21 protein-coding genes are annotated in these 25,686 nt (G+C 69.7%); 11 read left to right on the top strand and 10 right to left on the bottom strand.

Going from position 1 to position 25,686, the window contains the following annotated elements; all coding sequences use genetic code 11:
- Positions 1-601 precede the first annotated feature (601 nt).
- The 3 genes from ABT381_RS02910 (at position 602) to ABT381_RS02900 (ending at position 3,838) form a co-directional block, all read left to right on the top strand.
- Positions 602-1,285 (top strand): PadR family transcriptional regulator, encoded by a 684-nt coding sequence (locus ABT381_RS02910; protein ID WP_351586915.1) that lies wholly within the window; start codon positions 602-604, stop codon positions 1,283-1,285.
- Between the two features lie 49 nt (positions 1,286-1,334).
- Positions 1,335-2,417 carry an inositol-3-phosphate synthase gene (locus tag ABT381_RS02905; protein ID WP_351586913.1) on the top strand — a complete coding sequence of 361 codons (1,083 nt, stop codon included), beginning with the start codon at positions 1,335-1,337 and terminating at the stop codon, positions 2,415-2,417.
- Positions 2,418-2,515: 98 nt separating this feature from the next.
- Positions 2,516-3,838: an MFS transporter gene (locus ABT381_RS02900; protein WP_351586911.1), complete on the top strand. Its 1,323-nt coding sequence runs from the start codon at positions 2,516-2,518 to the stop codon at positions 3,836-3,838.
- 26 nt (positions 3,839-3,864) lie between these two features.
- Here ABT381_RS02900 and ABT381_RS02895 read toward each other — a convergent pair whose 3' ends face one another.
- Positions 3,865-5,343 carry a CCA tRNA nucleotidyltransferase gene (locus ABT381_RS02895; RefSeq protein ID WP_351586909.1) on the bottom strand — a complete coding sequence of 493 codons (1,479 nt, stop codon included), beginning with the start codon at positions 5,341-5,343 and terminating at the stop codon, positions 3,865-3,867.
- Between the two features lie 185 nt (positions 5,344-5,528).
- Between ABT381_RS02895 and ABT381_RS02890 the strand changes: the two genes are divergently transcribed.
- From ABT381_RS02890 to trxA, 7 genes are all read left to right on the top strand, one after another.
- Positions 5,529-7,898 (top strand): DUF6049 family protein, encoded by a 2,370-nt coding sequence (locus ABT381_RS02890; RefSeq protein ID WP_351586907.1) that lies wholly within the window; start codon positions 5,529-5,531, stop codon positions 7,896-7,898.
- A gap of 46 nt (positions 7,899-7,944) precedes the next feature.
- Positions 7,945-10,212: a murein biosynthesis integral membrane protein MurJ gene (gene murJ, locus ABT381_RS02885; RefSeq protein ID WP_351586905.1), complete on the top strand. Its 2,268-nt coding sequence runs from the start codon at positions 7,945-7,947 to the stop codon at positions 10,210-10,212.
- Positions 10,213-10,320: 108 nt separating this feature from the next.
- Positions 10,321-12,021, top strand: a complete 1,701-nt coding sequence (locus ABT381_RS02880) for a protein kinase family protein (RefSeq protein ID WP_351586902.1) — start codon at positions 10,321-10,323, stop codon at positions 12,019-12,021.
- A 353-nt stretch (positions 12,022-12,374) separates the two neighbouring features.
- Positions 12,375-13,058, top strand: a complete 684-nt coding sequence (gene sigM, locus ABT381_RS02875) for an RNA polymerase sigma factor SigM (RefSeq protein ID WP_351586900.1) — start codon at positions 12,375-12,377, stop codon at positions 13,056-13,058.
- Positions 13,055-14,047: an anti-sigma factor family protein gene (locus ABT381_RS02870; RefSeq protein ID WP_351586898.1), complete on the top strand. Its 993-nt coding sequence runs from the start codon at positions 13,055-13,057 to the stop codon at positions 14,045-14,047. The genes sigM and ABT381_RS02870 overlap by 4 nt, the downstream gene beginning before the upstream one ends.
- Before the next feature lie 142 nt (positions 14,048-14,189).
- The gene (trxB, locus tag ABT381_RS02865) at positions 14,190-15,182 is read left to right on the top strand and encodes a thioredoxin-disulfide reductase (RefSeq protein ID WP_351586896.1); all 993 of its coding nucleotides are present in this window, start codon (positions 14,190-14,192) and stop codon (positions 15,180-15,182) included.
- 46 nt (positions 15,183-15,228) lie between these two features.
- Positions 15,229-15,555 carry a thioredoxin gene (gene trxA, locus ABT381_RS02860; protein WP_351586894.1) on the top strand — a complete coding sequence of 109 codons (327 nt, stop codon included), beginning with the start codon at positions 15,229-15,231 and terminating at the stop codon, positions 15,553-15,555.
- A gap of 65 nt (positions 15,556-15,620) precedes the next feature.
- Here trxA and ABT381_RS02855 read toward each other — a convergent pair whose 3' ends face one another.
- From ABT381_RS02855 to rpmH, 9 genes are all read right to left on the bottom strand, one after another.
- Positions 15,621-16,238: a GNAT family N-acetyltransferase gene (locus ABT381_RS02855; RefSeq protein WP_351586892.1), complete on the bottom strand. Its 618-nt coding sequence runs from the start codon at positions 16,236-16,238 to the stop codon at positions 15,621-15,623.
- Between the two features lie 312 nt (positions 16,239-16,550).
- Entirely contained in the window at positions 16,551-17,648 is a 1,098-nt protein-coding gene (locus ABT381_RS02850; RefSeq protein ID WP_351586890.1) for a ParB/RepB/Spo0J family partition protein, read from the bottom strand.
- Positions 17,645-18,715, bottom strand: coding sequence for an AAA family ATPase (locus tag ABT381_RS02845; protein WP_351586888.1), 1,071 nt, complete (start codon positions 18,713-18,715; stop codon positions 17,645-17,647). The genes ABT381_RS02850 and ABT381_RS02845 overlap by 4 nt, the downstream gene beginning before the upstream one ends.
- A 339-nt stretch (positions 18,716-19,054) precedes the next feature.
- On the bottom strand, positions 19,055-19,780 hold the full coding sequence (gene rsmG, locus ABT381_RS02840) for a 16S rRNA (guanine(527)-N(7))-methyltransferase RsmG (protein ID WP_351586886.1): 726 nt from the start codon (positions 19,778-19,780) through the stop codon (positions 19,055-19,057).
- A 133-nt stretch (positions 19,781-19,913) separates the two neighbouring features.
- Complete coding sequence (locus tag ABT381_RS02835; protein ID WP_467754180.1) at positions 19,914-20,381, bottom strand: Jag family protein; 468 nt, start codon at positions 20,379-20,381, stop codon at positions 19,914-19,916.
- 51 nt (positions 20,382-20,432) lie between these two features.
- Positions 20,433-21,611: a membrane protein insertase YidC gene (gene yidC / locus ABT381_RS02830; protein ID WP_351586882.1), complete on the bottom strand. Its 1,179-nt coding sequence runs from the start codon at positions 21,609-21,611 to the stop codon at positions 20,433-20,435.
- A 3-nt stretch (positions 21,612-21,614) separates the two neighbouring features.
- Positions 21,615-21,932 (bottom strand): membrane protein insertion efficiency factor YidD, encoded by a 318-nt coding sequence (gene yidD, locus ABT381_RS02825; RefSeq protein WP_351586880.1) that lies wholly within the window; start codon positions 21,930-21,932, stop codon positions 21,615-21,617.
- Positions 21,929-22,321: a ribonuclease P protein component gene (gene rnpA / locus ABT381_RS02820; protein WP_351586878.1), complete on the bottom strand. Its 393-nt coding sequence runs from the start codon at positions 22,319-22,321 to the stop codon at positions 21,929-21,931. The genes yidD and rnpA overlap by 4 nt, the downstream gene beginning before the upstream one ends.
- Positions 22,322-22,344: 23 nt before the next feature.
- Entirely contained in the window at positions 22,345-22,482 is a 138-nt protein-coding gene (rpmH, locus tag ABT381_RS02815; RefSeq protein WP_030354375.1) for a 50S ribosomal protein L34, read from the bottom strand.
- A 357-nt stretch (positions 22,483-22,839) separates the two neighbouring features.
- Between rpmH and dnaA the strand changes: the two genes are divergently transcribed.
- Positions 22,840-24,852, top strand: a complete 2,013-nt coding sequence (dnaA, locus tag ABT381_RS02810; RefSeq protein ID WP_351586876.1) for a chromosomal replication initiator protein DnaA — start codon at positions 22,840-22,842, stop codon at positions 24,850-24,852.
- The last annotated feature ends 834 nt before the right edge of the window (positions 24,853-25,686 follow it).

The raw sequence follows: 25,686 nt of genomic DNA, 5'->3' as shown, positions 1-25,686 counted from the left end.
GCCTCGGGCACCCGCCGGCGCCCACCGCGTTGCGCGGCCCGGCGCGCCGCCGCCCGCCCCTGGTAGGGAGGCTCCTGCTCAGGCACGCCGGACGGGGAAGCGGCAGCGGAAGCGGACGCCCTGCTGGAACCGCGCGACGGCGCGGCTCGGCGGCCACTCGATTGTTGCTGTGCGGCGCGTCGGGCCGCGGCACGTCCGCCACCTTGCGGCTGCGGCGGTTTGCGACGGTGCTCGCTCATGGAACGGTTACTCCTCGGGCAGGCGCGCTATCTCATCGCCTGAAGGCGGCAGTTCACTTCAGGTCCCCCCGACAACACGGCCCGCATTGGTCGAACGGGCCGCACTACACCGGGGACGGAGACGCCACTTCTCGCCACTTGGTTCCCGGCAGTTTGCATGCCGCACAGACTACGCACGGCCAAAACCTGCCCAGGCTCAAAATTCACTCCAAATCAGTCACCTTGGCTACGGCGAATCGGCGATGTGATGCCGTTCACCGTCCCCGCCCTTGTCCCACCCAGCAGCCCGTTCTATCGTCTGGATGTATCGAGTCGATACATCAGCTCGGCATAAAGAGCGCACACAGCTGGGGAGGCGGAGGATGAGCAGACGGTCCGGCATCCTCGAATTCGCCGTGCTCGGCCTGCTGCGCGAGTCCCCCATGCACGGGTACGAGCTGCGGAAGCGGCTCAACACTTCACTGGGTGTTTTCCGAGCGTTCAGCTACGGCACCCTCTACCCCTGCCTGAAATCCTTGGTCGCCCATGGCTGGCTGGCCGAGGAGACCGGGGGAGACACGGCCCAGGGCGCCGCCCCGGCCGCGTCACTCGCGGGGCGCCGGGCCAAGATCGTCTACCGGTTGACGGCGGAGGGGAAGACGCATTTCGAAGAGCTGCTCTCCCACTCCGGGCCCGACGCCTGGGAGGACGAGCACTTCGGTGTCCGGTTCGCCTTCTTCGGGCAGACCTCGCGCGATGTACGCATGCGCGTACTGGAGGGCCGGCGCAGCCGCCTGGAGGAGCGCCTCGAAAAGATGCGCGCCTCGCTGGCCCGCAGCCGCGAGCGGCTCGACGACTACACCCTCGAGCTGCAGCGGCACGGCATGGAGTCCGTGGAACGCGAAGTGCGCTGGCTGAACGAGCTGATCGAGAGCGAGCGGGCCGGGCGCGACCAGCGTGCCCCGGATGCCGCAGCCCCGGACCGTCACGAGTCAGGAGAGACGGGCGGCCTGCCCCGACACCGGGGTGGATCCCGGCCGGATCCGTCCGATGACACCGCCACATGAGGCTCCGCAGCCGCGGAGCCGCGTCGAGAACAAACAGGGAGCAACCGGAATGGGTTCGGTTCGCGTAGCCGTCGTCGGCGTGGGCAACTGCGCCGCGTCGTTGGTGCAGGGCGTCGAGTACTACAAGGACGCCGACCCGGACAGCCGCGTGCCCGGTCTGATGCACGTGCAGTTCGGTGACTACCACGTGCGGGACATCGAGTTCGTGGCTGCCTTCGACGTCGACGCCAAGAAGGTCGGCCTCGACCTCGCCGACGCCATCGGCGCCAGCGAGAACAACACCATCAAGATCTGTGACGTGCCGCGCTCCGGCGTGACCGTGCAGCGCGGCCACACCCTCGACGGTCTCGGCAAGTACTACCGCCAGACCATCGAGGAGGCCGCCGAGGCCCCCGTCGACATCGTCCAGGTCCTCAAGGACCAGCAGGTCGACGTCCTGGTGTGCTACCTCCCCGTCGGCTCCGAGGACGCCGCGAAGTACTACGCCCAGTGCGCCATCGACGCCAAGGTCGCCTTCGTCAACGCCCTCCCGGTCTTCATCGCCGGCACCAAGGAGTGGGCGGACAAGTTCACCGAGGCGGGCGTCCCGATCGTCGGTGACGACATCAAGTCCCAGGTCGGCGCCACCATCACGCACCGCGTGATGGCCAAGCTCTTCGAGGACCGGGGCGTCGTCCTGGACCGCACGATGCAGCTGAACGTCGGCGGCAACATGGACTTCAAGAACATGCTCGAGCGCGAGCGCCTGGAGTCCAAGAAGATCTCCAAGACGCAGGCCGTCACCTCCCAGATCACCGACCGCGACATGGGTGCGGACAACGTCCACATCGGTCCCTCGGACTTCGTCGCCTGGCTGGACGACCGCAAGTGGGCCTACGTCCGCCTGGAGGGCCGTGCCTTCGGTGACGTCCCGCTGAACCTGGAGTACAAGCTCGAGGTCTGGGACTCCCCGAACTCCGCGGGCGTCATCATCGACGCGCTGCGCGCCGCGAAGATCGCCAAGGACCGCGGCATCGGCGGCCCGATCCTCTCCGCCTCCTCGTACTTCATGAAGTCCCCGCCGGTCCAGTACTTCGACAACGAGGCCCGGGACAGCGTCGAGAAGTTCATCAAGGGCGAGATCGAGCGCTGACACAGCGCGACCGCGGACGCCGCCGCGACCGCACCGTCCTGACCGCGGGCCCCTGGGAGTCTCCCCAGGGGCCCGCGGCCTGTGTGAGGCTGTGGCCCATGTCCGCCGTGCGTGCCCTCCGCGTACTTCTCCGCCGCCGCGATTTCCGCCGGCTGCTGGCCGTCCGGCTCCTCTCCCAGGCCGCCGACGGCGTGTTCCAGGTCGCCCTCGCCTCCTACGTCGTCTTCTCCCCCGAGAAGCAGGCGTCCCCCGCGGCCATCGCCTCCGCCATGGCGGTGCTGCTACTCCCGTACTCCGTGCTCGGGCCGTTCGCCGGAGTACTCCTGGACCGCTGGCGCCGCCGCCAGGTCCTGCTCCACGGGAACCTGCTGCGTACGGTCCTGGCCGCCGCGACCGCGCTGCTGCTTCTGACCGGCGCGCCGGACTGGCTCTTCTACGCCTCCGCCCTGAGCGTCACCGCGGTCAACCGCTTCGTCCTGGCCGGCCTGTCGGCCGCGTTGCCCCGGGTCGTCGACAACGCCGAGGCGCTGGTGGTCGCCAATTCCCTGTCCCCCACGGCCGGCACGCTCGCCGCCACGGCAGGCGGCGGCCTCGCCTTCGCCATACGGCTCGCCGGTGCCGAATCCGACGCGATCGCCGTCCTGATCGGTGCCGTCCTCTATCTCTGCGCCGCACTCGTCGCGCTGCGCATCCCCGCGGCGCTCCTCGGCCCGGATCCCCGCCGGGTCGCGCCACGTGTCTCCGCCGCCCTGCTGAGCACCGCTCGCGGGCTCGCCGCAGGGCTGGCCCATCTCGGCCGACGCAGGTCCGCCGCCCGAGCCCTGGCCGCGATGGCGCTGATGCGCTTCTGCTACGGCGCGCTGACGATCACCGTGCTGATGCTGTGCCGTGCCTACTGGCCGCAGAACGGGCCCGACGGGATGACAACGCTGGGGCTCGCGGTCGCCGCGTCCGGCGCCGGATTCTTCGCCGCCGCGGTGCTGTCCCCCTGGGCCGTCACCCGGCTGACCGCCACCGGCTGGATCGCGGCGTGTGGCGGCATCGCCGCGGTACTGGTCCCCGCGCTCAGCCTGTCCTTCGCGCTGGCGCCCGTGCTCGTCGCCGCCTTCGTCCTCGGCCTCGCCACCCAGGGCGCGAAGATCGCCACGGACACAGAAGTACAGTCCGCCGTCGACGACGCGTTCCGCGGCCGGGTCTTCGCCCTCTACGACGTGCTCTTCCACGTCTCCTTCGTCGGCGCGGCCGGGGTGGCGGCCCTCATACTGCCGCCCGACGGCCGCTCTTCCGCGTTGATCACCGGGGTGGCGGTGGTCCATCTGGCCGTCGCGCTCACCATGGCGCGCGCTCGCGTTTCACGTGAAACATCGCCCCGGCCGAAGGACGACCGGGGCGATGCGTGTGGTGTTTCACGTGAAACATGAGCGGCCGGACACGTCGGCCGCCGAGATCAGCTCTGCTGCTCGGCCCACCATTCCTTGAGCGCCGCGACCGCCGCGTCCCGCCCCATCGGGCCGTTCTCCAGCCGCAGCTCCAGCAGGTGCTTGTACGCCTTGCCGACCTCCGGACCGGGCGCGATGTCCAGTACCTGCATGATGTCGTTGCCATCCAGGTCCGGCCGGATCGCGTCCAGTTCCTCCTGCTCCTGCAGCCGCGCGATGCGCTCCTCGAGCCCGTCGTACGCCCGCGAGAGCGCGTTGGCCTTGCGCTTGTTCCGCGTGGTGCAGTCCGAGCGGGTCAGCTTGTGCAGCCGCGTCAGCAGCGGGCCGGCGTCCCGTACGTACCGGCGGACCGCCGAGTCGGTCCACTCGCCCGTGCCGTAGCCGTGGAACCGCAGGTGCAGCTCCACCAGCCGCGCGACGTCCTTGACCATCTCGTTGGAGTACTTCAGCGCGGTCATCCGCTTCTTGGTCATCTTCGCGCCGACCACCTCGTGGTGGTGGAAGGAGACCCGCCCGTCCTTCTCGAATCGCCGCGTCTTCGGCTTTCCGATGTCGTGCAGCAGCGCCGCCAGCCGCAGCACCAGGTCCGGACCGTCCTCCTCCAGGTCGATGGCCTGGTCCAGGACGGTCAGCGAGTGCTCGTAGACGTCCTTGTGGCGGTGATGCTCGTCACGCTCCAGCCGCAGCGCCGGCAGCTCCGGCAGGACCCGGTCGGCGATGCCGCTCTCGACCAGGAGCCCGAGGCCCTTGCGGGGGTGCGCGCCCAGGATCAGCTTGTTCAGTTCGTCACGCACCCGCTCGGCGGAGACGATGTCGATCCGGTCCGCCATCTCCTTCATCGCGGCCACGACCTCGGGCGCCACCGTGAAGTCCAGCTGTGCGGCGAAGCGCGCCGCGCGCATCATCCGCAGCGGGTCGTCGGAGAAGGACTCCTGCGGGGTGCCCGGCGTGCGCAGCACCTGCGCCGCGAGGTCCTCCAGGCCGTTGTGCGGGTCGATGAACTCCTTCTGCGGGAGCGCCACCGCCATGGCGTTGACCGTGAAGTCCCGGCGCACCAGATCGTCCTCGATCGAGTCGCCGTAGGACACCTCGGGCTTGCGCGAGGTCCGGTCGTACGCCTCCGAGCGGTACGTCGTGACCTCGATGTCGAAGGAGCTCTTCTTGCAGCCGACGGTGCCGAAGGCGATGCCGACCTCCCACACCGCGTCCGCCCACGGCCGGACGATCTTCAGAACGTCCTCGGGCCGGGCGTCGGTGGTGAAGTCCAGGTCGTTGCCGAGCCGGCCCAGCAAGGCATCCCGCACTGAACCGCCGACCAGGGCAAGGGTGAACCCGGCCTCCTGAAAACGGCGGGCCAGATCGTCCGCGACGGGCGACACGCGCAGCAGCTCGCTGACGGCGCGGCGCTGTACCTGGTTCAGCGCCTGCGTCGACTGTGCGCTGCTCTCGGTCTGCGGGGCGTGGGTGTCATTGTTGGCGTTCGGCACAACAGGACAGGGTACGTGCCCGCGCCGCGCGAGGCGGACACGTATAAAGGGGACGAGCCCGTGGAGACCGGCCGCCCGTCCGAGCAGGTGGAGCAGTCCGCAGCACTTCGCCACAGCAGTCATCGTTACCATGCGTGGACGCACATAGCGACGACCACTGACGACGACGAGGGACGGGCGAGCGCGTGGCCGAGGCGGCAGGGTTCCAGGTGACCGAACGGCCGCGTGGTCGATGGCTGCGACGGGCCGCTGCGCTGGTCGCCGGCGCGCCACTGCTGGCCGGGGTGTTGCAGGTCCCCGCGGCGCAGGCAGCGCACGCCGCCCCCGTCGGCTCCCGGACGGTCGACGTCGACATCGACTCGCTCACCCCGCCGGCGGCCGGCAAGGACGACGACGCGGTCACTGTCTCCGGCAGCATCACCAACGAGGGCCGCGCGACGATCACCGGCGGGCACATCGGGCTGCGCCGCGGGCCCGTACTGAACAACCGCAGCTCCATCGACGACGTGGCCCGGCGCACCGGCTACTCCGCGGGCCTGGACGGCCAGGAGGTCGGCGGCAAAACCGAGAAGGTCAAGGCGCTGAAGCCGGGCGTCTCCCAGCCCTTCACCCTGCGCGTCCCGGTCAAGAAGCTGCACCTGAGCAAGGACGGCGTCTACCAGCTCGGCGTCTCCTTCTCCGGCCGGTCCAAGAGCGCCCCGTACGAGCAGGTGCTCGGCATCGAGCGCACCTTCCTGCCCTGGCAGGAGGCCGAGGCGTCGAAGAAGACCGACCTCACCTACCTGTGGCCGCTGATCTCCAAGACCCACCTCACCGCGGAGACCGAGGGCGACGAACAGCAGACCCCGATCTTCCGCGACGACAAGCTGGCGGCCGAGATCGCCCCGGGCGGCCGGCTGCAGCAGCTCGTCGCCCTCGGCAAGGACCTCCCGGTCACCTTCGTCGTCGACCCCGACCTGCTCGCCTCCGTCGACGCCATGACCGGCCGGTACAAGGTCGAGGGGCCGCACGGCACGACCAGGCCGGGCCGGAACCAGGACGTCGCCAAGCAGTGGCTGAGCGACCTGGAGCAGGCGGTCCAGGCCCACGAGGTGATCGCGCTGCCGTTCGGCGATCCCGACATCGCCTCGCTCGCTCACCAGGGCAAGGCCGTACCGAGCGCGCTGGGCCACCTCGGCCCGGCCACCGAGCTCGCGTCGAAGACCGTGGAGACCGTCCTCCCGGGCGTGAAGGCGCGCAACGACTTCGCCTGGCCCGTCGACGGCGCCGTGGACTCCTCCGTCGTGGACGTGGCGACCTCGGCGGGCGCCCACAACGTCATCGCCCGCAGCGACAGCATGCGGGAGAGCCTGTCCTACACCCCCACCGCCGCCCGGCCCATCGGTGGCGGCAACACCGCCGTCGTCGCGGACGCCGGACTGTCCACCGCCTTCACCGGCGACCTGTCCAAGGCCGGCTCCGCGACCCTGGCGGTGCAGAACTTCCTCTCCCAGACCCTGATGGTCAACCTTCAGGACCCGTCGCGGCAGCGCAGCGTCGTGGTGGCGCCCCAGCGGATGCCCACCGCGAGCCAGGCCCAGGCCATGGCGAAGGCCGTGCGGGCCCTGGACGACAGCGGCTGGGCCGAGGCGCAGGACCTCAGCGACGCGGCCAAGGCCAAGCCCGACCGCAACGCCACCCGCCGGGTGCCCGGCCCCGCCTCGTACCCGGCCTCGCTGCGCAAGCACGAGCTGCCGGCGGCCGCCTTCCGGCAGGCGCAGGAAACCCGTACCGCGCTGGACGACTTCGAGGTCATCCTGGCCGAGCCGTGGCGGGTCGAGACCCCCTTCGGCAACGCGATCATGCGGATGATGTCGACGTCGTGGCGCGGCGACGCGAAGGGCGCCCAGGCGTTCCGCAAGTCCGTCCGCAGCTACCTGGACGGCCTGACGACCAAGGTGCACCTCATCCAGAAGTCGGACGCCACGCTCTCCGGACGCAGCGCCACGATTCCCGTCACGGTGCAGAACAACCTCGTCCGGGGCGTCGAGGGCATGACGCTGCGGCTCACCTCCTCCCAGCCCAACCGCCTGGACGTGGGCGAACCGCAGACGATCGACGTCGAGGGCGGGCACAGCCAGTCCTTCAAGTTCGACACCACCGCGCACGCGAACGGCCCGGTGCAGGTCACCGCGCAGCTCTACACCGCCGACGGCAAGCGCTACGGGCGGGCGATGACCTTCGAGGTGAACGTCACCGAGATCACCGCTACGGTCATGCTCGTCATCGCGGGCGGCGTGCTGCTGCTCGTCCTCGCCGGCGTACGGATCTACCTGCAGCGCAAGCGCGCGGCGGCCCGCGAGGACGACGACGGTACGGACGGCGGGGACGGTACGGACGGCGGTACCGACGGCGGCGCCGGCTCGGACGACGGGGACGGCACCCCGGACCCCGACGGCACGGACGAGGACGGCCGGCCCTCGGACGGCGAATCCGAGCAGCCGGGTGACCCGGCTGCGGACACCGGTTCGGAAAGCACGGACGCGTCCGGCTCAGGTGAGAAAGTGGACCGTTGATACATGGCGGGGCCGGATGGCCGGCGACGGATGAGGTGGGGCAGCTATGAACGCGCCGTACGACGGTGACCGCGGCCAGGCTGTGAGCGGCGACGCCGCAGGTCGGCCCCCACAGCCGCCGCAGGCACCGGACCCATATGTGCAGGACGCCTACTCGCGGGCGCCCTTCCCCTCGCAGGACCCCGCGGCCCAGGACCCGGTGGCCGACGCGCTGTACGACCGGGCGGCGCACCCGCCGCACCAGGCGTCGCCGGACCACCCGCTCTACCAGCAGCCGCCGGCTCCCCGGCACACCCCCGGTCCGGAGGCGTGGCCCGCGCCGCAGGCCCCCGAGCCGCAGGGCCCGGGGCACCGGCTGCCGTACGGCGACGCCACGGCGACCACCCAGTTCGTCGGCGTGGACGACCTGATCACCCAGGCCGCCGACCGGCCGGTCGAGCCCGACGCGTTCGCCCACCTCTACCGTGACCAGCGGGCGCCGGAGCCGCAGCGGCCGCCGGCCCAGAACAGCGGCCCGGGCCCGTACCAGCCGCCCGGCGGACAGTACGGACCGGCGGGTGGGCAGTACGAGCCCGCCAACGGACAGTACGAGCCGGCGGGCGGGCCGCAGCCCGTGCCCCCGGCCGAGCCCGAGCCGGCCTCCGCACCGGAGCCGCCGGAGCCCGCTGAACGCACCGGCGGCAAGGCCGGCAACCTGCTGAAGTCCAGCGCCGTGATGGCCGCCGGCACCATGGTCTCCCGGCTCACCGGCTTCGTCCGCAACGCGCTGATCGCCTCCGCGCTCGGCGCCGCCGTCCTCGGTGACTCCTGGCAGGTCGCCTACACCCTGCCCACGATGATCTTCATCCTGACCATCGGCGGCGGCCTCAACTCGGTGTTCGTGCCGCAGCTGGTACGCGCGATGAAGGAGGACGAGGACGGCGGCGAGGCGTACGCCAACCGCCTGCTGACCCTGGTGATGGTCATCCTCGGCGCCCTCACCGTCGTGGCCGTGTTCGCGGCGCCATGGCTGGTGCGGGCGATGTCCGGATTCGCCCCCGACTCGGCAAGCTTCGAGGTCGCGGTCGCCTTCACCCGCTACTGCGTGCCCACAATCTTCTTCATGGGCGTCCATGTGGTCATGGGCCAGGTCCTCAACGCCCGCGGCCGCTTCGGCGCGATGATGTGGACCCCGGTCCTGAACAACGTGGTCATGATCAGCACGTTCGGGCTGTTCATCTGGGTGTACGGCAGCGCCAGCTCGTCGCACATCGGCGTCACGACCATCCCCGAGGCCGGCATCCGACTGCTCGGCATCGGCACGCTGCTCGGCCTGGTCGTCCAGGCGCTGGCGATGATCCCGTACCTGCGCGACGCCGGCTTCAAGCTGCGGCTGCGGTTCGACTGGCGGGGCCACGGCCTGGGCAAGGCCGCCAAGCTCGCCAAGTGGACCGTGCTGTTCGTGCTCGCCAACCAGGCCGGCGTCCTGGTCGTCTCGAAGCTCTCCACCCTGGCCGGTGAGAAGGCCGCCGGGCAGGGGCACCCCGGCACCGGCTACATGGCGTACTCCAACGCCCAGCTGATCTGGAACATGCCGCAGGCGATCATCACCGTTTCCGTGATGGCCGCCATGCTGCCGCGCCTGTCGCGCTCCGCGCACGACGGTGACATCGGTGCCGTACGCGACGACATCTCCCAGGGCCTGCGCACGTCCGCTGTGGCCATCGTGCCGATCTCCTTCGGCTTCCTCGCCCTCGGCATCCCGCTGTGCACCCTGATCTTCGCCGGCTCCGGTTCCGATGCCGGTGTCTCCATGGGCTACATGCTCATGGCCTTCGGCCTCGGCCTGATCCCCTTCTCCGTGCAGTACGTGGTGCTGCGCGCCTTCTACGCGTACGAGGACACCCGCACGCCCTTCTACAACACGCTGATCGTCGCCGCGGTCAACGCGGCCGCCTCGGCCCTGTGCTACCTCGTCCTGCCCGTCCGGTGGGCCGTGGTGGGCATGGCGGCCTCCTACGGCCTGGCGTACATCATCGGCGTCGGTGTGGCGTGGCGGCGGCTGCGCAAGCGGATGGGCGGCGACTTGGACGGCGCACACATCGTGCGTACGTACGCCCGACTGGCCGGTGCGAGCATCCCCGCCACCCTGTTCTCCGGCGCCGCCGTGTACGGGATCATTCTGGGGCTGGGTACCGGCGTGCTGGGATCGCTCGTCGCGCTGGTCGGCGGCGGTGCCGTCCTGCTGGTGGTCTTCTACGCGGCTGCGAAGAAGATGCGCGTCGAAGAACTCAACGCCCTGGTCGGCATGGTGCGCGGCAAGCTGGGGCGCTGAGCGAGCACAACCTTCGTCCGCCACCGTGTGTCGTGCACAGTGGCGGACTGTGGGCACAATTGACTTGGCTCTTTTGAGCATGCAACGGATGGGGAGGCAGGAACGACGGTGGCGGAACGGAGCACGGCTGCCGTCGACGTGGCCGACACGAGCGGTGCAGAACCGCTCGCCGCCAAGGCGGACGAGGCCACGACCGACGGCACGAAGGCCGAGAAGGTGACCGAGGCGGCACAGGACACCGCGGACGACGGCGCGAAGAACGCCACAGCGTCCGAGGCGCAGCCGCCCGAACTGCACAGCGGTCACAAGCTGGCCAGGCGCTACCGCCTGGAGGAGTGCGTCACCCGACTGGACGGCTTCAGCAGCTGGCGTGCCGTGGACGAGAAGCTGCGCCGCGCCGTCGGGGTACACATCCTGCCCGCCGATCACCCGCGTGCCCGCCCCGTGCTCTCCGCCGCGCGGTCCGCCGCGCTGCTCGGTGACCCGCGCTTCGTCCAGGTCCTCGACGCCGTCGAGGAGAACGACTTGGTCTACGTCGTCCACGAATGGCTCCCGGACGCCACCGAGCTGACCGCCGTGCTCGCCTCCGGACCGCTCGAACCGCACGACGCCTACCAGCTCGTGACGCAGATCGCCCAGGCCATGGCCGCCGCCCACCGTGAGGGCCTGGCGCACCTCCGGCTGACCCCCGGGTCCGTCCTGCGCACCTCCTCCGGCCAGTACCGCATCCGGGGCCTGGCGATCATGGCCGCGCTCCGCGGGATCACCAGCGACCACCCGCAGCGCACGGACACCGAGGCCATCGGCGCGCTGCTGTACGCCGCGCTCACCCAGCGCTGGCCGTACGAGAACGACGCGTACGGGCTGTCCGGGCTGCCCAAGGGCGTCGGCCTGATCGCCCCCGACCAGGTACGGGCCGGCGTGCACCGCGGCCTGTCGGAGCTGGCCATGCGCGCGCTCGTCAACGACGGCGCCACCGCGTCCCGCCAGGAGCAGCCCTGCACCACGCCGGAGGAGCTGGCCAAGGCCGTCGGCGCGATGCCGCGCATCCGCCCGCCGGAGTCCTCCTTCGCCACCCCGCCGCCCTACCAGCGCACCGGCTACCAGCAGGGCACGTACGGCCAGCCGGCCGCCGCCGGCCGGCCCGGCGCTTCGGCCACCCGTCCCGTTCCCACCCCGCCGCCTCCGCTGCAGAGCCGTACCGGCAGGGCGGCCAAGTGGTGCGTCTCCGCGCTGCTGATCGCCGCGCTGGGACTGGGCAGCTGGCAGCTGGCCGACACGCTCCTCAAGGACCGGAACCAGGACGACTCCGGCAGCTCGGAGACGACCGGGGGCCACGGCGGCACGGCGTCGGGCAAGACCGTCAGCGTCGACAAGGTCGTGGACTTTGATCCGCCGCCGGGCGGTGACGGCACGGAGAACCCGCAGGACGCCCCCAAGGCCCTCGACGGGGACTCCGCCACGTCCTGGCCGACCCGCAATTACTACGGCCGCTCGGATCTCGGCGGCCTCAAGGACGGCGTGGGGCTGATTCTCGACCTCGGCAAGGTCCAGCAGGTCGGCAGCGTCAAGGTCGACCTCGTCGGGGACACCTCGCTCGACTTCCGTGCCGCGCCCGAGGACAGCAGTGGTGCGCCCACGTCCCTCGACGGCTTCAAGAAGATCGCCGGCGGCTCGGGGGAGACGGTCACGCTGCGGGCGAAGGAGCCGATCAAGACACAGTACGTATTGGTCTGGCTCAGCGACCTCCCGTTGAAGGACGATGGCAACTACCGGGGCCAGATCAAGGAGATCAAGGTCCGCAGCTAGGGGTGGGCAGCAGGGGGGCGCCAGGATGTCGATGCGGACAGCGGCCAGGAGGCGCCGGTGCTCCCCGGACCTCCTTTCGCACCCGCGGCCGGCCGCGGTGGCCGTCCTCCTGCAGCCTGGTACCGCCGAGCACCCGTATGTAAGCTCCCGTGTACAGCTTGACGCCAGGGGTTCGGTTATGCGTGATGGCGCAGTGATGCCCGCCGTCGTAGGAAAGATCGGTCCGGCCGGTGTCCTGGCCGTCCCGGCCGAAGCCCGTGCCCGGGCGGCCCCGGGCAGGGCGTGCACCGCGGCGCCGTCCGCGCGGCCGGCGCTCCCCGGCCCGCACCGGGCCGGCTCCTGCGAGGCGGGCCATGGCAGATAACGTCCGCCCCTCCGACCAGGCACTTCTCGCCCGCCATGTCGAGGGCGACCCCGACGCCTTCGGCGAGATCGTCAGGCGCCACCGTGACCGGCTCTGGGCGGTGGCGCTGCGCACCCTCGGCGACCGCGAGGAGGCGGCCGACGCCGTGCAGGACGCCCTGGTGTCCGCCTACCGCGCCGCCCACACCTTCCGCGGCCAGTCGGCCGTGACCACCTGGCTGCACCGCATCACGGTCAACGCCTGCCTGGACCGGGCCCGCAAGGCCGCCTCCCGGCGCACCTCGCCGATCGCGGAGACCGAGCGGCTGGAACAGCTCATCGAGCCGCACGAATCCGCCGCGGTACCCGCCGAGCGCCAGGACCTGCACCGCGAACTGCTCAGCGCCCTCCGCACTCTCCCCGCCGAACAGCGCGCGGCCATCGTCCTCGTCGACATGCAGGGCTATCCCGTGGCCGAGGCCGCCGAGGTACTGGGCGTCCCCACCGGCACGGTGAAGAGCCGGTGCGCGCGCGGCCGGGCCCGGCTCCTCCCGATGCTCACCCATCTGCGCGCCGAAGAGGGGGATAAGGGCACCTCAGGCGGGGGAAGGAACCGGGCGCAGGGGACATCCGTCCCACAGACGGCAGGACCGAATGACTCAGGGGCCGTGAAGGGCGGAGGTGGGCGAGCGTGACAGCCACGACCGACACGGGCGGGCATCCGGAGGTCGCGGAGATCTCCGCGCTCGCGGACGGGTTGCTCTCGCCCGCCCGCGCGGCGGATCTTCGCGCGCATCTCGACGGATGCCCGCTGTGTGAGGACGTCCACAGCTCGCTGGAGGAGATCCGCGCACTGCTCGGCACGCTGCCGGGTCCCGGACGGATGCCCGACGACGTCGTCGGTCGCATCGACGCCGCCCTGGCGGCCGAAGCCCTACTCGATGCCACGGCGCCCGCCGGTGACGCCGCCCTCGTATCGACCACCTCGGGCGACAGCTTTCGCGTCGTTGGACAGTCGACCGGTACGCATGATGGCGCTGTTTCACGTGAAACCGTGGAGGAGAAAAGGAGCGCTGTTTCACGTGAAACAGCGCCGGTGCGCTCCGGTGGCAGCTCTGCGGACCGCCCTGTCGGCTACCCTCGCGCCGCCACCGGGCCTGGCCGCAAGGCCCCCGGCGCCCGCACGGCGGGGGCGCACCGCTGGCCCAAGGTGCTGCTCGGCACAGCGGCTGCCGCAGCCGTGCTCGGCATCGGCGGCATCCTTCTGCAGAATGGTTCCGCGAACCCGGGGAACGACCAGGATCCCGGCGTGACCGCCACCGAGCAGAGCCCTGCGGACGGGTCGCTCAGCTCCGCGACTCTGGGCAGTCACGTGCGCGATCTGCTCGCCGAGCCCGGCCGCAGCAAGACCCCCGATGTCGGCACCCAGAGCTCGCCCCAGTCGCCGCTGCGCGGTGCGGACGACACGATCCCCTCCTGCGTGCGCAAGGGCCTCGCCCGGCCCGAGAAGCCGTTGGCCGCGAGCCGCGACACCTACCAGGGCAAGGACGCCTACCTCGTCGTGCTGCCCCATCCGTCCGACAGGGCCCGGGTCTCCGCCTACGTCGTCTCGGCGTCCTGCATCTCGGCCTCACCGCCTGTGCCCGGCAAGGTCCTGCTCAGCGGGACCTATGCCCGCCACTGAGTCGCCGAGCCCGGCCCCGGGCTCCGGGCCGCTACGGGTGCGCTGGGACACTGCGGGAATGCTCGCCCCGTAGGATCCGTTGGGTGGGATGAGAGTTTCTCCAGCCCACCCAACGCAGTCGGCAGAGACAAGGAAGACACCCGTGAGCGACGTCCGTAACGTGATCATCATCGGCTCCGGGCCTGCGGGCTATACCGCCGCGCTCTACACCGCCCGTGCCTCGCTGAAGCCGCTGGTGTTCGAGGGCGCCGTCACCGCCGGTGGCGCACTGATGAACACCACCGATGTGGAGAACTTCCCCGGCTTCCGGGACGGCATCATGGGCCCGGACCTCATGGACAACATGCGGGCCCAGGCCGAGCGCTTCGGCGCCGAGCTGATCCCCGATGACGTTACCGTCGTGGACCTCTCCGAGCCCATCAAGACGGTCACCGACTCGGCCGGCACCGTGCACCGCGCGCACGCCGTCATCGTCACCACCGGCTCCCAGCACCGCAAGCTCGGCCTGCCGCGCGAGGACGAACTCTCCGGTCGCGGCGTGTCCTGGTGCGCCACCTGCGACGGCTTCTTCTTCAAGGACCAGGACATCGCCGTCATCGGCGGCGGCGACACCGCGATGGAGGAGGCCACCTTCCTCTCCCGCTTCGCCAAGTCCGTCACCATCGTGCACCGCCGCGACACCCTGCGCGCCAGCAAGGCGATGCAGGAGCGCGCGTTCGCCGACCCGAAGATCAAGTTCGTGTGGGACAGCGAGGTCGCCGAGATCCACGGCGACAACAAGCTCTCCGGTCTGACCCTGCGCAACCTCAAGACCGGCGACACCTCCGAGCTGCCGGTCACGGGCCTGTTCATCGCCATCGGCCACGACCCGCGCACCGAGCTGTTCAAGGGCCAGCTGAAGCTGGACGACGACGGCTACCTCAAGGTGGACGCGCCCAGCACCCACACCAACATCCAGGGCGTCTTCGCCGCCGGTGACGTCGTGGACCACACCTACCGTCAGGCGATCACCGCCGCCGGCACCGGCTGCTCCGCCGCCCTGGACGCCGAGCGCTTCCTCGCCTCGCTCACCGACGGCGAGCCGGCCGAGCCCGAGCAGACCCCTGCCGAGCCCGCGCAGACCCCCACCGCCTGACCGCGAACATCAGAGCTGTTCACACCCACTGAGTAAGGAGAACGCCATGGCCGGTGCCACGGTGACCGTGACGGACGCCAACTTCGAAGAGGTCGTCCTCAAGAGCGACAAGCCGGTACTCGTCGACTTCTGGGCCACCTGGTGCGGCCCGTGCCGTCAGGTTGCCCCTTCCCTGGAGGCCATCGCCGCGGAGCACGATGAGATCGTCATCGCCAAGCTCAACACCGACGAGAACCCCGCGACCACCGCCAAGTACGGCGTCATGTCGATTCCGACCATGAACGTCTACCAGGGCGGCGAGGTCGTGAAGACCATCGTCGGCGCCAAGCCCAAGGCTGCGATCGAGCGGGACCTGTCGGACTACCTCGCCTGATCTCCGCACCATGTTTCACGTGAAACGGGCCTGCCCTTCGGGGCGGGCCCGTTTCGCTGTCCGCGCTACAGGGGCCGGAGTACCGGTTCCTTCTGGACCGCACCCAGAAGTCGGTCCAGCGCGAGTTCCACGTCTTCCTTCCACGACAGGGTCGTGCGCAGCTCCAGGCGCAGTCGTGGGTAGCGCGGATGCGGCCGTACGGTCTTGAAGCCGACCGCGAGCAGATGATCGGCGGGCAGCACGCACGCCGGCTCCCTCCACTTCGCATCGCCGAACGCCTCGATCGCCTTGAAGCCCCGCCGCAGCAGATCCTTCGCGACCGTCTGGACCATGACTCTGCCCAGCCCCTGGCCCTGATAGCCGGGGATCAGCCAGGCGGTCATCAGCTGCACGGCGTCGGGGGAGACCGGGCTCGTCGGGAAGGCCGTGGAACGTGGCACGTAGGCCGGAGGCGCGTACAGCACGAAGCCGACCGGGACCTCGTCCACATAGACCACCCGGCCGCAGGAGCCCCACTCCAGCAGTACGGCGGAGATCCACGCTTCCTTCTCCAGCTCGGGCCGGCCGCTCTTTACCGCGGCCTCACCGCTGACGGGGTCGAGCTCCCAGAAGACACACGAGCGGCAGCGCTTGGGGACATCCGGAAGGTTGTCCAGCGTGAGCGGTACGAGCCGACGCCCCATGAAGCCAGGTCCTCACTTCCCTCGCCCACCGCACCTCCGGATGCGGTCAGCGGACCGCGCTCGCTGAGCAGGCCGCCGACGAAACCGCCGACTGCCCCCAGGCCGAACCCCGCTGCCATCAATCCGGTGCGGCTCACCGATCGCATGGCCTCTCCTCGTCGTGAGGTGACTCCGAGTGGATGCGTGCCATACCCGAACGCATCGTAACCGGGACAACATGAACCCGGGTACCGCGAAAAGGCAAAGGGCGGGCCGTGTTCCGGTCACCTCACCGGCACACGGCCCGCCCTCCCGGCGGACGGCGGCGTCCGCTCACGCCTCGTCGCTGTCCTCCTCCGGGTGCTTGTCCAGCACCCGTCCCTCTCCGGGAGCCAGCGTGCCGAGGATGCGGTCGAGATCGTCTATCGAGGCGAACTCCACGACGATCTTGCCCTTCTTCTGGCCGAGATCGACCTTCACCCGCGTCTCGAACCGGTCCGAGAGCCGCGAGGCCAGATCGGTCAGGGCGGGCGAGACGCGGGTACCGGCCCGCGGCCCCTTCGCCCGCGACGCGCTCTTGGGCGTGGACCCCATCAGGGTCACGATCTCCTCGACCGCCCGCACCGAGAGGCCCTCGGCCACGATGCGGTGCGCCAGCCGGTCCTGCTCCTCGGAGTCCTCCACGGACAGCAGCGCCCGCGCATGACCGGCCGAGAGCACCCCCGCGGCGACCCGCCGCTGCACCGACGGCGACAGCTTCAGCAGCCGCAGCGTGTTGGAGACCTGCGGGCGCGACCGCCCGATCCGGTCCGCCAGCTCATCGTGCGTGCAGTTGAAGTCCTTCAGCAGCTGGTCGTAGGCCGCCGCCTCCTCCAGCGGGTTCAGCTGAGCCCGGTGGAGGTTCTCCAGCAGCGCGTCCAGAAGCAGCTTCTCGTCGTCCGTCGCCCGGACGATCGCCGGGATCCGCTCCAGGCCGGCCTCGCGGCATGCCCGCCAGCGGCGCTCTCCCATGATGAGCTCGTACCGCTCCGGGCCCGTCCGCCGTACGACGACCGGCTGGAGCAGGCCCACCTCCTGGATGGAAGTGATCAGCTCCGCCAGGGCGTCCTCGTCGAACACCTCCCGCGGCTGCCGTGGATTCGGGACGATCGAGTCGATCGGCAGCTCGGCGAAGTGCGCCCCGGCGACCTCCTCGCTCCCCTTTTCCTTCACCTCCGGCTCAGCCGGTGCCTCCGTTTCACGTGAAACGGCAGCGTCCGGAATCGCCGCCACCTTGGCTGCGGCGACACCTCGCTCCGGCGTCATGACCGGCACCGCCGACGGCGATGTCGTCCCCCGTCCCACCGCCGGGCCGGCGCTGTCCGAACCCTGCGGTGCCGCGGGGATCAGCGCACCGAGCCCGCGGCCCAGTCCTCTACGTCGTTCGCTCACTGATTCCCCTCCGACATGCTGTGCTGTGATTCATAGGTCACGCTGAGCCCCTGACCGGCCGTCCCGGAGACCCCGCGCAGCGCGATCTCACGCGCCGCTTCGAGATAGGACAGCGAGCCGCTGGAGCCCGGATCATAGGTGAGCACCGTCTGCCCGTAGCTCGGCGCCTCAGAGATGCGCACGGAGCGGGGGATGCTGGTTCTCAGTACCTCGCTGCCGAAGTGGCTGCGCACCTCGTCGGCGACCTGGGAGGCGAGCCGGGTCCGGCCGTCGTACATGGTCAGCAGGATCGTCGACACATGAAGCTTGGGGTTGAGATGGCCCCGGACCAGATCGACGTTCCGCAGCAGCTGCCCCAGGCCCTCCAGCGCGTAGTACTCGCACTGGATCGGGATCAGCACCTCGGCCCCGGCTACCAGCGCGTTGACCGTCAGCAGGCCGAGCGAGGGCGGGCAGTCGATGAGGATGTAGTCCAGCGGCTGCTCGTATGCCTTGATGGCCCGGTCCAGCCGGCTCTCCCGGGCCACCAGCGAGACCAGTTCGATCTCCGCGCCGGCCAGGTCGATCGTGGCGGGCGCACAGAACAGCCCCTCCACGTCCGGCACCGGCTGAACCACGTCGGAAAGTGGCTTGCTCTCCACCAACACGTCATAGATGGAAGGGACTTCGGAGTGGTGGTCGATCCCCAGGGCCGTGGAGGCATTGCCCTGTGGGTCCAGGTCCACCACCAGTACTCGTGCCCCGTGCAGGGCGAGTGAGGCAGCCAGGTTCACCGTGGTCGTGGTCTTGCCGACCCCGCCCTTCTGGTTGGCCACCACCATGACCCGGGTTTGTTCGGGGCGGGGCAGCCCCTCTCCCGCACGGCCCAGCGCCTGGACTGCCAACTGAGCAGCACGACCGATCGGGGTGTCGTCCATGGGAGGCGGCGTTTCACGTGAAACGTCTTCCCCGAGCGACTCGCTACGGGGACCGGGGACCGGATCGGTCATCGGTCCCGCGATATTGGCGTCGGACCGCACGGATTCACTCTCCTCGACTTCAGGCTCGCAATGCTCAGAGCCTGCCATGGTTTCGGTGTCGCGAACCAGCGAGGCCCTGTCTCCTGTGGATGAATCCTCCTCTGTGGATACATCCGTGACCCGACCGGGTCGGTGGCCACGCGGTGCGGCAGCCGCACGACCTCGACTGATGATTCCATGCAGCAGGGAGCGACGTTTCACGTGAAACACGATGCCAGCGCCGTGTCCCATTCCCCCGCGACACTCCGGCTTATGTCGTTTTGGTGGTTTGTATGGAGCACGGCCCTCGTCGGTTCGAGCGACGCCCCCGTACAGACAGAACAGGAGCGCTTCCCGCCGGCGGACGGAAAGCGCTCCTGTCTGCGTCTGGTGCGGTGCCGCGGCGATCTAACGCCGACGACCCCTGGTCGGCCGGTTGGCGCGGTTCGCCTTGGCGCGCTTGGCCGCGAAGCGGACGCCGCCGGGGCTTTCGCCCACCTCCACGCGCACGACCGTGGACAGCGGATCCACCACGCCCTCGCCGACGTGCACCACCGACGTCGACTCCACGCCGAGCTTGCTGAGCGCCGCCCTGGCACCCTTGAGCTCTTCCTCCGCGGTGTCGCCCTTGAGCGCCAGCATCTCGCCGTACGGCCGCAGCAGCGGAACACCCCAGCCGGCCAGCCGGTCCAGCGGCGCCACGGCACGCGCGGTCACCACGTGGACCTGAGGAATCTTGCCCATCACCTCTTCGGCCCGGCCCCGCACCACGGTCACGTGATCCAGCCCCAGCAGCTCCACGACCTCCTGCAGGAAGTTCGTCCGCCGCAGCAGCGGCTCCAGCAGGGTGATCTTCAAATCCGGCCGCACCAGCGCCAGGGGAATGCCCGGCAGCCCGGCGCCCGAGCCCACGTCACACACCGAGACGCCCTCGGGGACCACCTCGGAGAGCACCGCGCAATTCAGCAGGTGCCGCTCCCACAGCCGCGGCACCTCACGCGGACCAATCAGCCCACGCCGTACGCCCGCGTCGGCGAGCAGCTCGCCGTACCGCACGGCCTCCGGGAAGCGCTCACCGAAAAACTCCCGCGCCGCATCCGGCGCCGCAGGAAGCTCCGCCGCTGACTCCGTCACGGTTACCGCCCTTCCTCTGAACTGCTGATCCTGCCGGGTGCCCGGATACGGTTCCGAGCCTCGCAGAAGGCTGACAAGACGTGGCCCCGCCTGCGAACAGACGGGGCCAAAGACACGCGCGAGTGCCGGAGAATCAGGCCGGGAGCACGACAACCCGACGCTGCGGCTCCTCGCCCTCGGACTCGCTGCGCAGCCCGGCCGCCGCGACGGCGTCGTGCACCACCTTGCGCTCGAACGGCGTCATCGCCTTCAGCTTCACCGGCTCGCCCGAGGTCTTCGCCTCCTGGGCCGCCTTGGCGCCCAGCTCCGCGAGCTCCTCGCGCTTGCGCGCGCGGTAGCCGGCGACGTCCAGCATCAGACGGCTGCGGTCGCCGGTCTCCCGGTGCACCGCCAGCCGGGTCAGCTCCTGGAGCGCCTCCAGCACCTCGCCGTCCCGGCCCACGAGCTTCTGCAGATCACGGCTGGTGGAGTCGCTGATGATCGACACCGCGGCACGGTCGGCCTCGACGTCCATGTCGATGTCACCGTCGAGATCCGCGATGTCCAGCAGGCCCTCGAGGTAGTCGGCCGCGATCTCGCCCTCCTGCTCCAGCCGGGACATGGTGTCGGTGCCCTCGGCGGCAGGGGTCGTGTCCGTCACGAAAGACTCCTTCTACTTCTTGGACGGGTGCTTGGGCCGCTGCTGGCCCTTGCGCTGTCCGGACTTGGCGTTACGGGAGGAACCGGAGGCCGAGCTGCCCTTGGGCTTGCCGCCCTCGGAGGACTTCTTCGCGGAGTCCGCCTTCTGGCCCGAGTCCTTCTGCAGCGACTGCTTGGTCTCGCCGCCCTTGGCCGTGGAGTCCGACTGCCCGCCCTGCGCACCGGCCCGGGTGCGGGCCTGCGCACCGCCGCCGGCCGGGGCCGCGGTCTGCCGCCGGGACTTGGTCTGACGCTTGGGCTGCTGGCGGTTCTGGCGCGCCTCCTCGGCGGCCTGCTTCGCCTCGACCTCCGCCGGGTCCTCCTTCAGCTTGCCCTGGGCACGCAGCCGCTCCTGGCGCTCCGTGTAGGCCCGGCTGCCCGGAGTGGGGTTACGGCGGATGACGAACATCTGCTGGGCCATCGTCCACACGTTGGTGGTCAGCCAGTACACGAGGACACCGACGGGGAAGTTGATACCGAAGACGGCGAACATGATCGGGAAGACGTACATCAGCATCTTCTGCTGCTGCATGAACGGCGTCTTCACCGTGAGGTCGACGTTCTTCGTCATCAGCTGGCGCTGGGTGTAGAACTGCGACGCCGACATCAGGACGATCATGATGACCGTGACGACCCGCACGTCGGTGAGCGAGGCACCGAGCGACTCGACCTTGGACGCCGAGTCCATGAACTTCACGGACAGCGGGGCGCCGAAGATGTGCGCCTTCTGCGCGCTGGCCAGCAGCGACGGATTGATGAAGCCGACCGTCTGGTTCTTCGCGATGTGGCTGAGGACCTGGTACAGCGAGATGAAGAACGGCGACTGCGCGATGATCGGAAGACAGCTCGAGAGCGGGTTGGTGCCCGTCTCCTTGTAGAGCTTCATCATCTCTTCGGACTGACGCTGCTTGTCGCTCTTGTAGCGCTCCTGGATCGCCTTCATCTTCGGCTGGAGCGCCTGCATGTTCCGCGTCGACTTGATCTGCTTCACAAAAAGCGGGATCAGGCAGATACGGATCAGCACCACCAGCGAGACGATGGACAAACCCCACGCCGCGCCGCTGTTCTTGTCGAAGACCAGGCTGTACAGCGAATGGAACTGGACGATGATCCAGGAAACGGCGTAATAGAGAGGATTCAGGATCGTGTCCACGAATCAAGCTCCTTGGGCGTTGGGCTGAGTCTCGGGCTGTGCGGCAGGCTCATGGACGGCGGGCCCGCCCAAGCGGCTCCTCAGCCGCTGGTGCCAGACCGGATGTTTCCGGGGCGGTACATGGTCGACACCACCGAGCGACCACGGATTGCAACGCAGGATGCGCCAGGCGGTCAGCGCTGTTCCCTTCACCGCGCCGTGCCGGTCGATGGCCGTGAAGCCGTAGTGGGAGCACGACGGGTAGTACTTGCAGACCGGACCCAGCAAAGGGCTGATGGTCCACTGGTACAACTTGATCAACAGCAGCAGCGGGTACTTCACGGAGCGCCCCCTCCTGGGTCCCGCCCGGGGGTCCTCAGCAGGCGCTGCAGCGCGGCATCAAGATCACGGGCGAGCGCGTCGTACTCCGCATCGCCCGCGCCGGGCAGCGCACGTACGACCACCAGGCTACCGGCGGGCAACCGGTCCAGACGGTCACGCACGAGGTGACGGAGCCGGCGCTGGACCTTGTTCCGGACCACGGCGTTGCCGATGGCCTTGCTCACGACGAAACCCGCACGCGTCGGGGGAACCATTTCCCCCGCTGCGTGCGGGTCCGTTGCACCGCTGCGTAGATGGACGACAAGGAGTGGGCGACCAGCCCTGCGTCCTTGGCGTACCGCGGCCGCGAAGTCCTCGCGCCGCCTCAGCCGATTCTCGGTAGGCAGCACGTCATGGACCTAGAGCCGGGCTGTCAGGCCGACAGGCGGGCGCGACCCTTGCCACGGCGGGTCGCCAGGATCGCGCGGCCGGCACGCGTACGCATACGCAGGCGGAAGCCGTGGGTCTTGGCGCGACGACGGTTGTTCGGCTGGAAGGTGCGCTTGCTCACTCGGGGGCTCCAGGAAGGATTGTTGCCTCTTGCGAGACAGGTGTGGGGCGTCGACTGGCTGTCACCGTGCGCCCACGAGTAGCTCGCATACGCCCGAGTGCACCGCTACACGATCGCTGGGCGCGATCTTTGCCCATCGGAGGCAGGCGGCAGCAGCCATCGACAACTCGACCTGGTCACGGTACGCGCGGCTGCATCATCCGGTCAAACCGGCTCTAGGACAGGACACGCTGTACACAGGCTGTGGACAACAACTTGAACACGCGCGGGTCAGCTGACTACCGTGGCTGAACTCCGATTCCTTCCCGCCCGTCCTGAGAATCACACATTCGTGGGACCTGTGAGAGAGCGTGCTCTGTGGCTGACGTCCCTGCAGATCTTGCCGCAGTGTGGCCGCGGGTCCTCGACCACCTGCTCCGGGCGGAGAGCGACAGCCTCAAGCCCAAGGACCAGGACTGGCTCAAGCGGACTCAACCGCTTGCCCTGGTCGCCGACACCGCGCTGCTCGCCGTACCCAACGAATTCGCGAAGGGTGTACTGGAAGGCCGGCTCGCACCGCTGATCGGCGAGGCGCTGAGCCACGAGTGCGGCCGCCCGATCCGCATCGCGATCACCGTCGACGACACCGCTGAGGCGCCGCAGTCCCCCGCGCCGCCGCAGCAGCACCTCCCGTCACAGCAGCCTCAGCTCTCGCATGACGCGTACGAAAGCTACGACGGCCGCCAGAGCTACGGTCGGCAGAACGGCCACGAAAACGGTCCTCAAGGGGGCCCCCAGGGTGGACACGGAGGCGGCCAGCACGGCGGCCACCAGAGCGACGAGCTGCCCACCGTGCGCCCCGCCTATCCCGAGTACCAGCAGCAGCACCAGCAGCCGCGGCCCGCGCCCGGCGCCTGGCCGCAGCACTCCGAGGACCGCCGCTCCGGCATGGGCGACGACTCCGGCCGGCACGACGACTACGGCTGGCAGCAGCAGCGGCTCGGCGGCTTTCCCGAGCGCGACCCCTACGCCACGCCGTCGCACCACCAGCAGCGCGGTCGGCCCGGACCCGGCGACTATCGGTCGCAGAATGACGACTACCGGTCACAGAGCGACGACTACCGCTCGCAGAACGCCGATGACTACCGCCGGCAGGGCACCGACCGCCCCGGCCCCGGGCAGCACTCCGACGCCCAGCGCTCCCCGTACGAACAGTCCCCGCAGCACCGCGACTCCGACGGCCATCAGCCGGGCGGTCCCGGACGGCACGCCCGTCCCGGCGGCAACCTGCCGGCGCCCAGCGGCGCCCCCGGCCCGCTCGCGGCCCAGCCCGCGCCGGCGACGGGCCCCGGTGAGCCCACCGCGCGGCTGAACCCGAAGTACCTCTTCGACACCTTCGTCATCGGGGCGTCGAACCGCTTCGCGCACGCCGCGGCGGTCGCCGTCGCCGAGGCCCCGGCCAAGGCGTACAACCCGCTGTTCATCTACGGCGAGTCCGGGCTCGGCAAGACGCACCTGCTGCACGCGATCGGCCATTACGCCCGCAGCCTGTACCCCGGTACCAGGGTCAGATACGTGAGCTCGGAGGAGTTCACCAACGAGTTCATCAACTCCATCCGCGACGGCAAGGCGGACGCGTTCCGCAAGCGCTACCGCGACATGGACATCCTGCTGGTCGACGACATCCAGTTCCTGGCGAGCAAGGAGTCGACGCAGGAGGAGTTCTTCCACACGTTCAACACGCTGCACAACGCGAACAAGCAGATCGTTCTCTCCAGTGACCGGCCGCCCAAGCAGCTGGTGACCCTGGAGGACCGGCTGCGCAACCGCTTCGAGTGGGGTCTGATCACGGACGTCCAGCCGCCCGAGCTGGAGACCCGTATCGCGATCCTCCGCAAGAAGGCCGTGCAGGAGCAGCTGAACGCGCCGCCGGAGGTACTGGAGTTCATCGCCTCCCGGATCTCGCGGAACATCCGCGAGCTGGAGGGGGCGCTGATCCGGGTCACGGCCTTCGCCTCGCTCAACCGGCAGCCGGTGGACCTCGGCCTCACCGAGATTGTTCTGAAGGACCTGATCCCCGGCGGCGAGGACGCGGCCCCCGAGATCACCGCCACCGCGATCATGGCGGCCACCGCCGACTACTTCGGGCTGACGGTGGACGACCTGTGCGGCTCCTCACGCAGCCGCGTGCTGGTGACCGCGCGGCAGATCGCGATGTACCTGTGCCGCGAGCTGACCGATCTGTCGCTGCCGAAGATCGGCGGCCACTTCGGCGGCCGCGACCACACGACCGTCATGCACGCCGACCGGAAGATCCGCGCGCTGATGGCGGAGCGCCGCTCCATCTACAACCAGGTGACCGAGCTGACGAACCGCATCAAGAACGGCTGACGCGGGCGGCGCCGGCCGCGGACGCACAGGGCGCTCCGGGACAACTCCCGGGGCGCCTTTCGTCGTTGAGTGCCCCTCAAGAACCCCGTACGACAGACCCTCCGGGTGTCCCGAGCCGTCCCCACGCTGTGGAACCGGCCCTTGGGCCGACGCCGAACTCCCCAGCGCTGTTCGATTTCTGACGAGGACACGGCTTCCCTCCACAGATTGGGCGAGAATCTTCCTTCCACACCCTGGGGACTGGAGAGTTATCCCAACAGCATCCACAAGCAGACCGCCCGCCAGCACATCGCCCCAGGTCAGCAGGGTGTGGAATTGCGGACAACCTTCATCCACAGGGTGTGGACAAAGTTTCCGTCCACAGGGTGTGCACGCGACTGTCCACCGGCCGCCCACAGGTAAAGCGGCGTTGTACACACCTCGTCCACACCGCTGTCCACTGTTCGGCAAGGCAACACCCCCACTCACCGGCGCGAGTGAAAGCCGTCACACCAAAGTGCCGGGTTGGGCTGTGGGGAACCTGGGTAAAACTGGGGACGGCGCTGGGGAGAAACCGGCCTCCCCTGTGCATCGGGTGTGCACAAAGTCGGGCGGTCCACAGAACCGCCGGCTTATCCACGGCTGCACCCACAGCCCTCGGTGGACAAAAAACGGGCGCTGACCTGCGAAAAGCCGGTTGTCCACGGTTTCCACAGCCCCTACTACTACGACCACGGATATGTAGCGGGGAACTCGTTTCGAATCGGGTGCTGTGCACAACTTGGGGACCGGGCCTCTCCGAGCTCTCGTCCCGACTTGACCCCGAGCCGCACCGACTGTCGGTGGTGTGCGTCA

This window comes from Streptomyces sp. NPDC000151 (assembly GCF_040301705.1).
Lineage (GTDB): Bacteria > Actinomycetota > Actinomycetes > Streptomycetales > Streptomycetaceae > Streptomyces.
The sequence above is the reverse complement of the archived record's forward strand: the minus strand, read 5'-3'. Positions and strand labels throughout refer to the sequence as shown.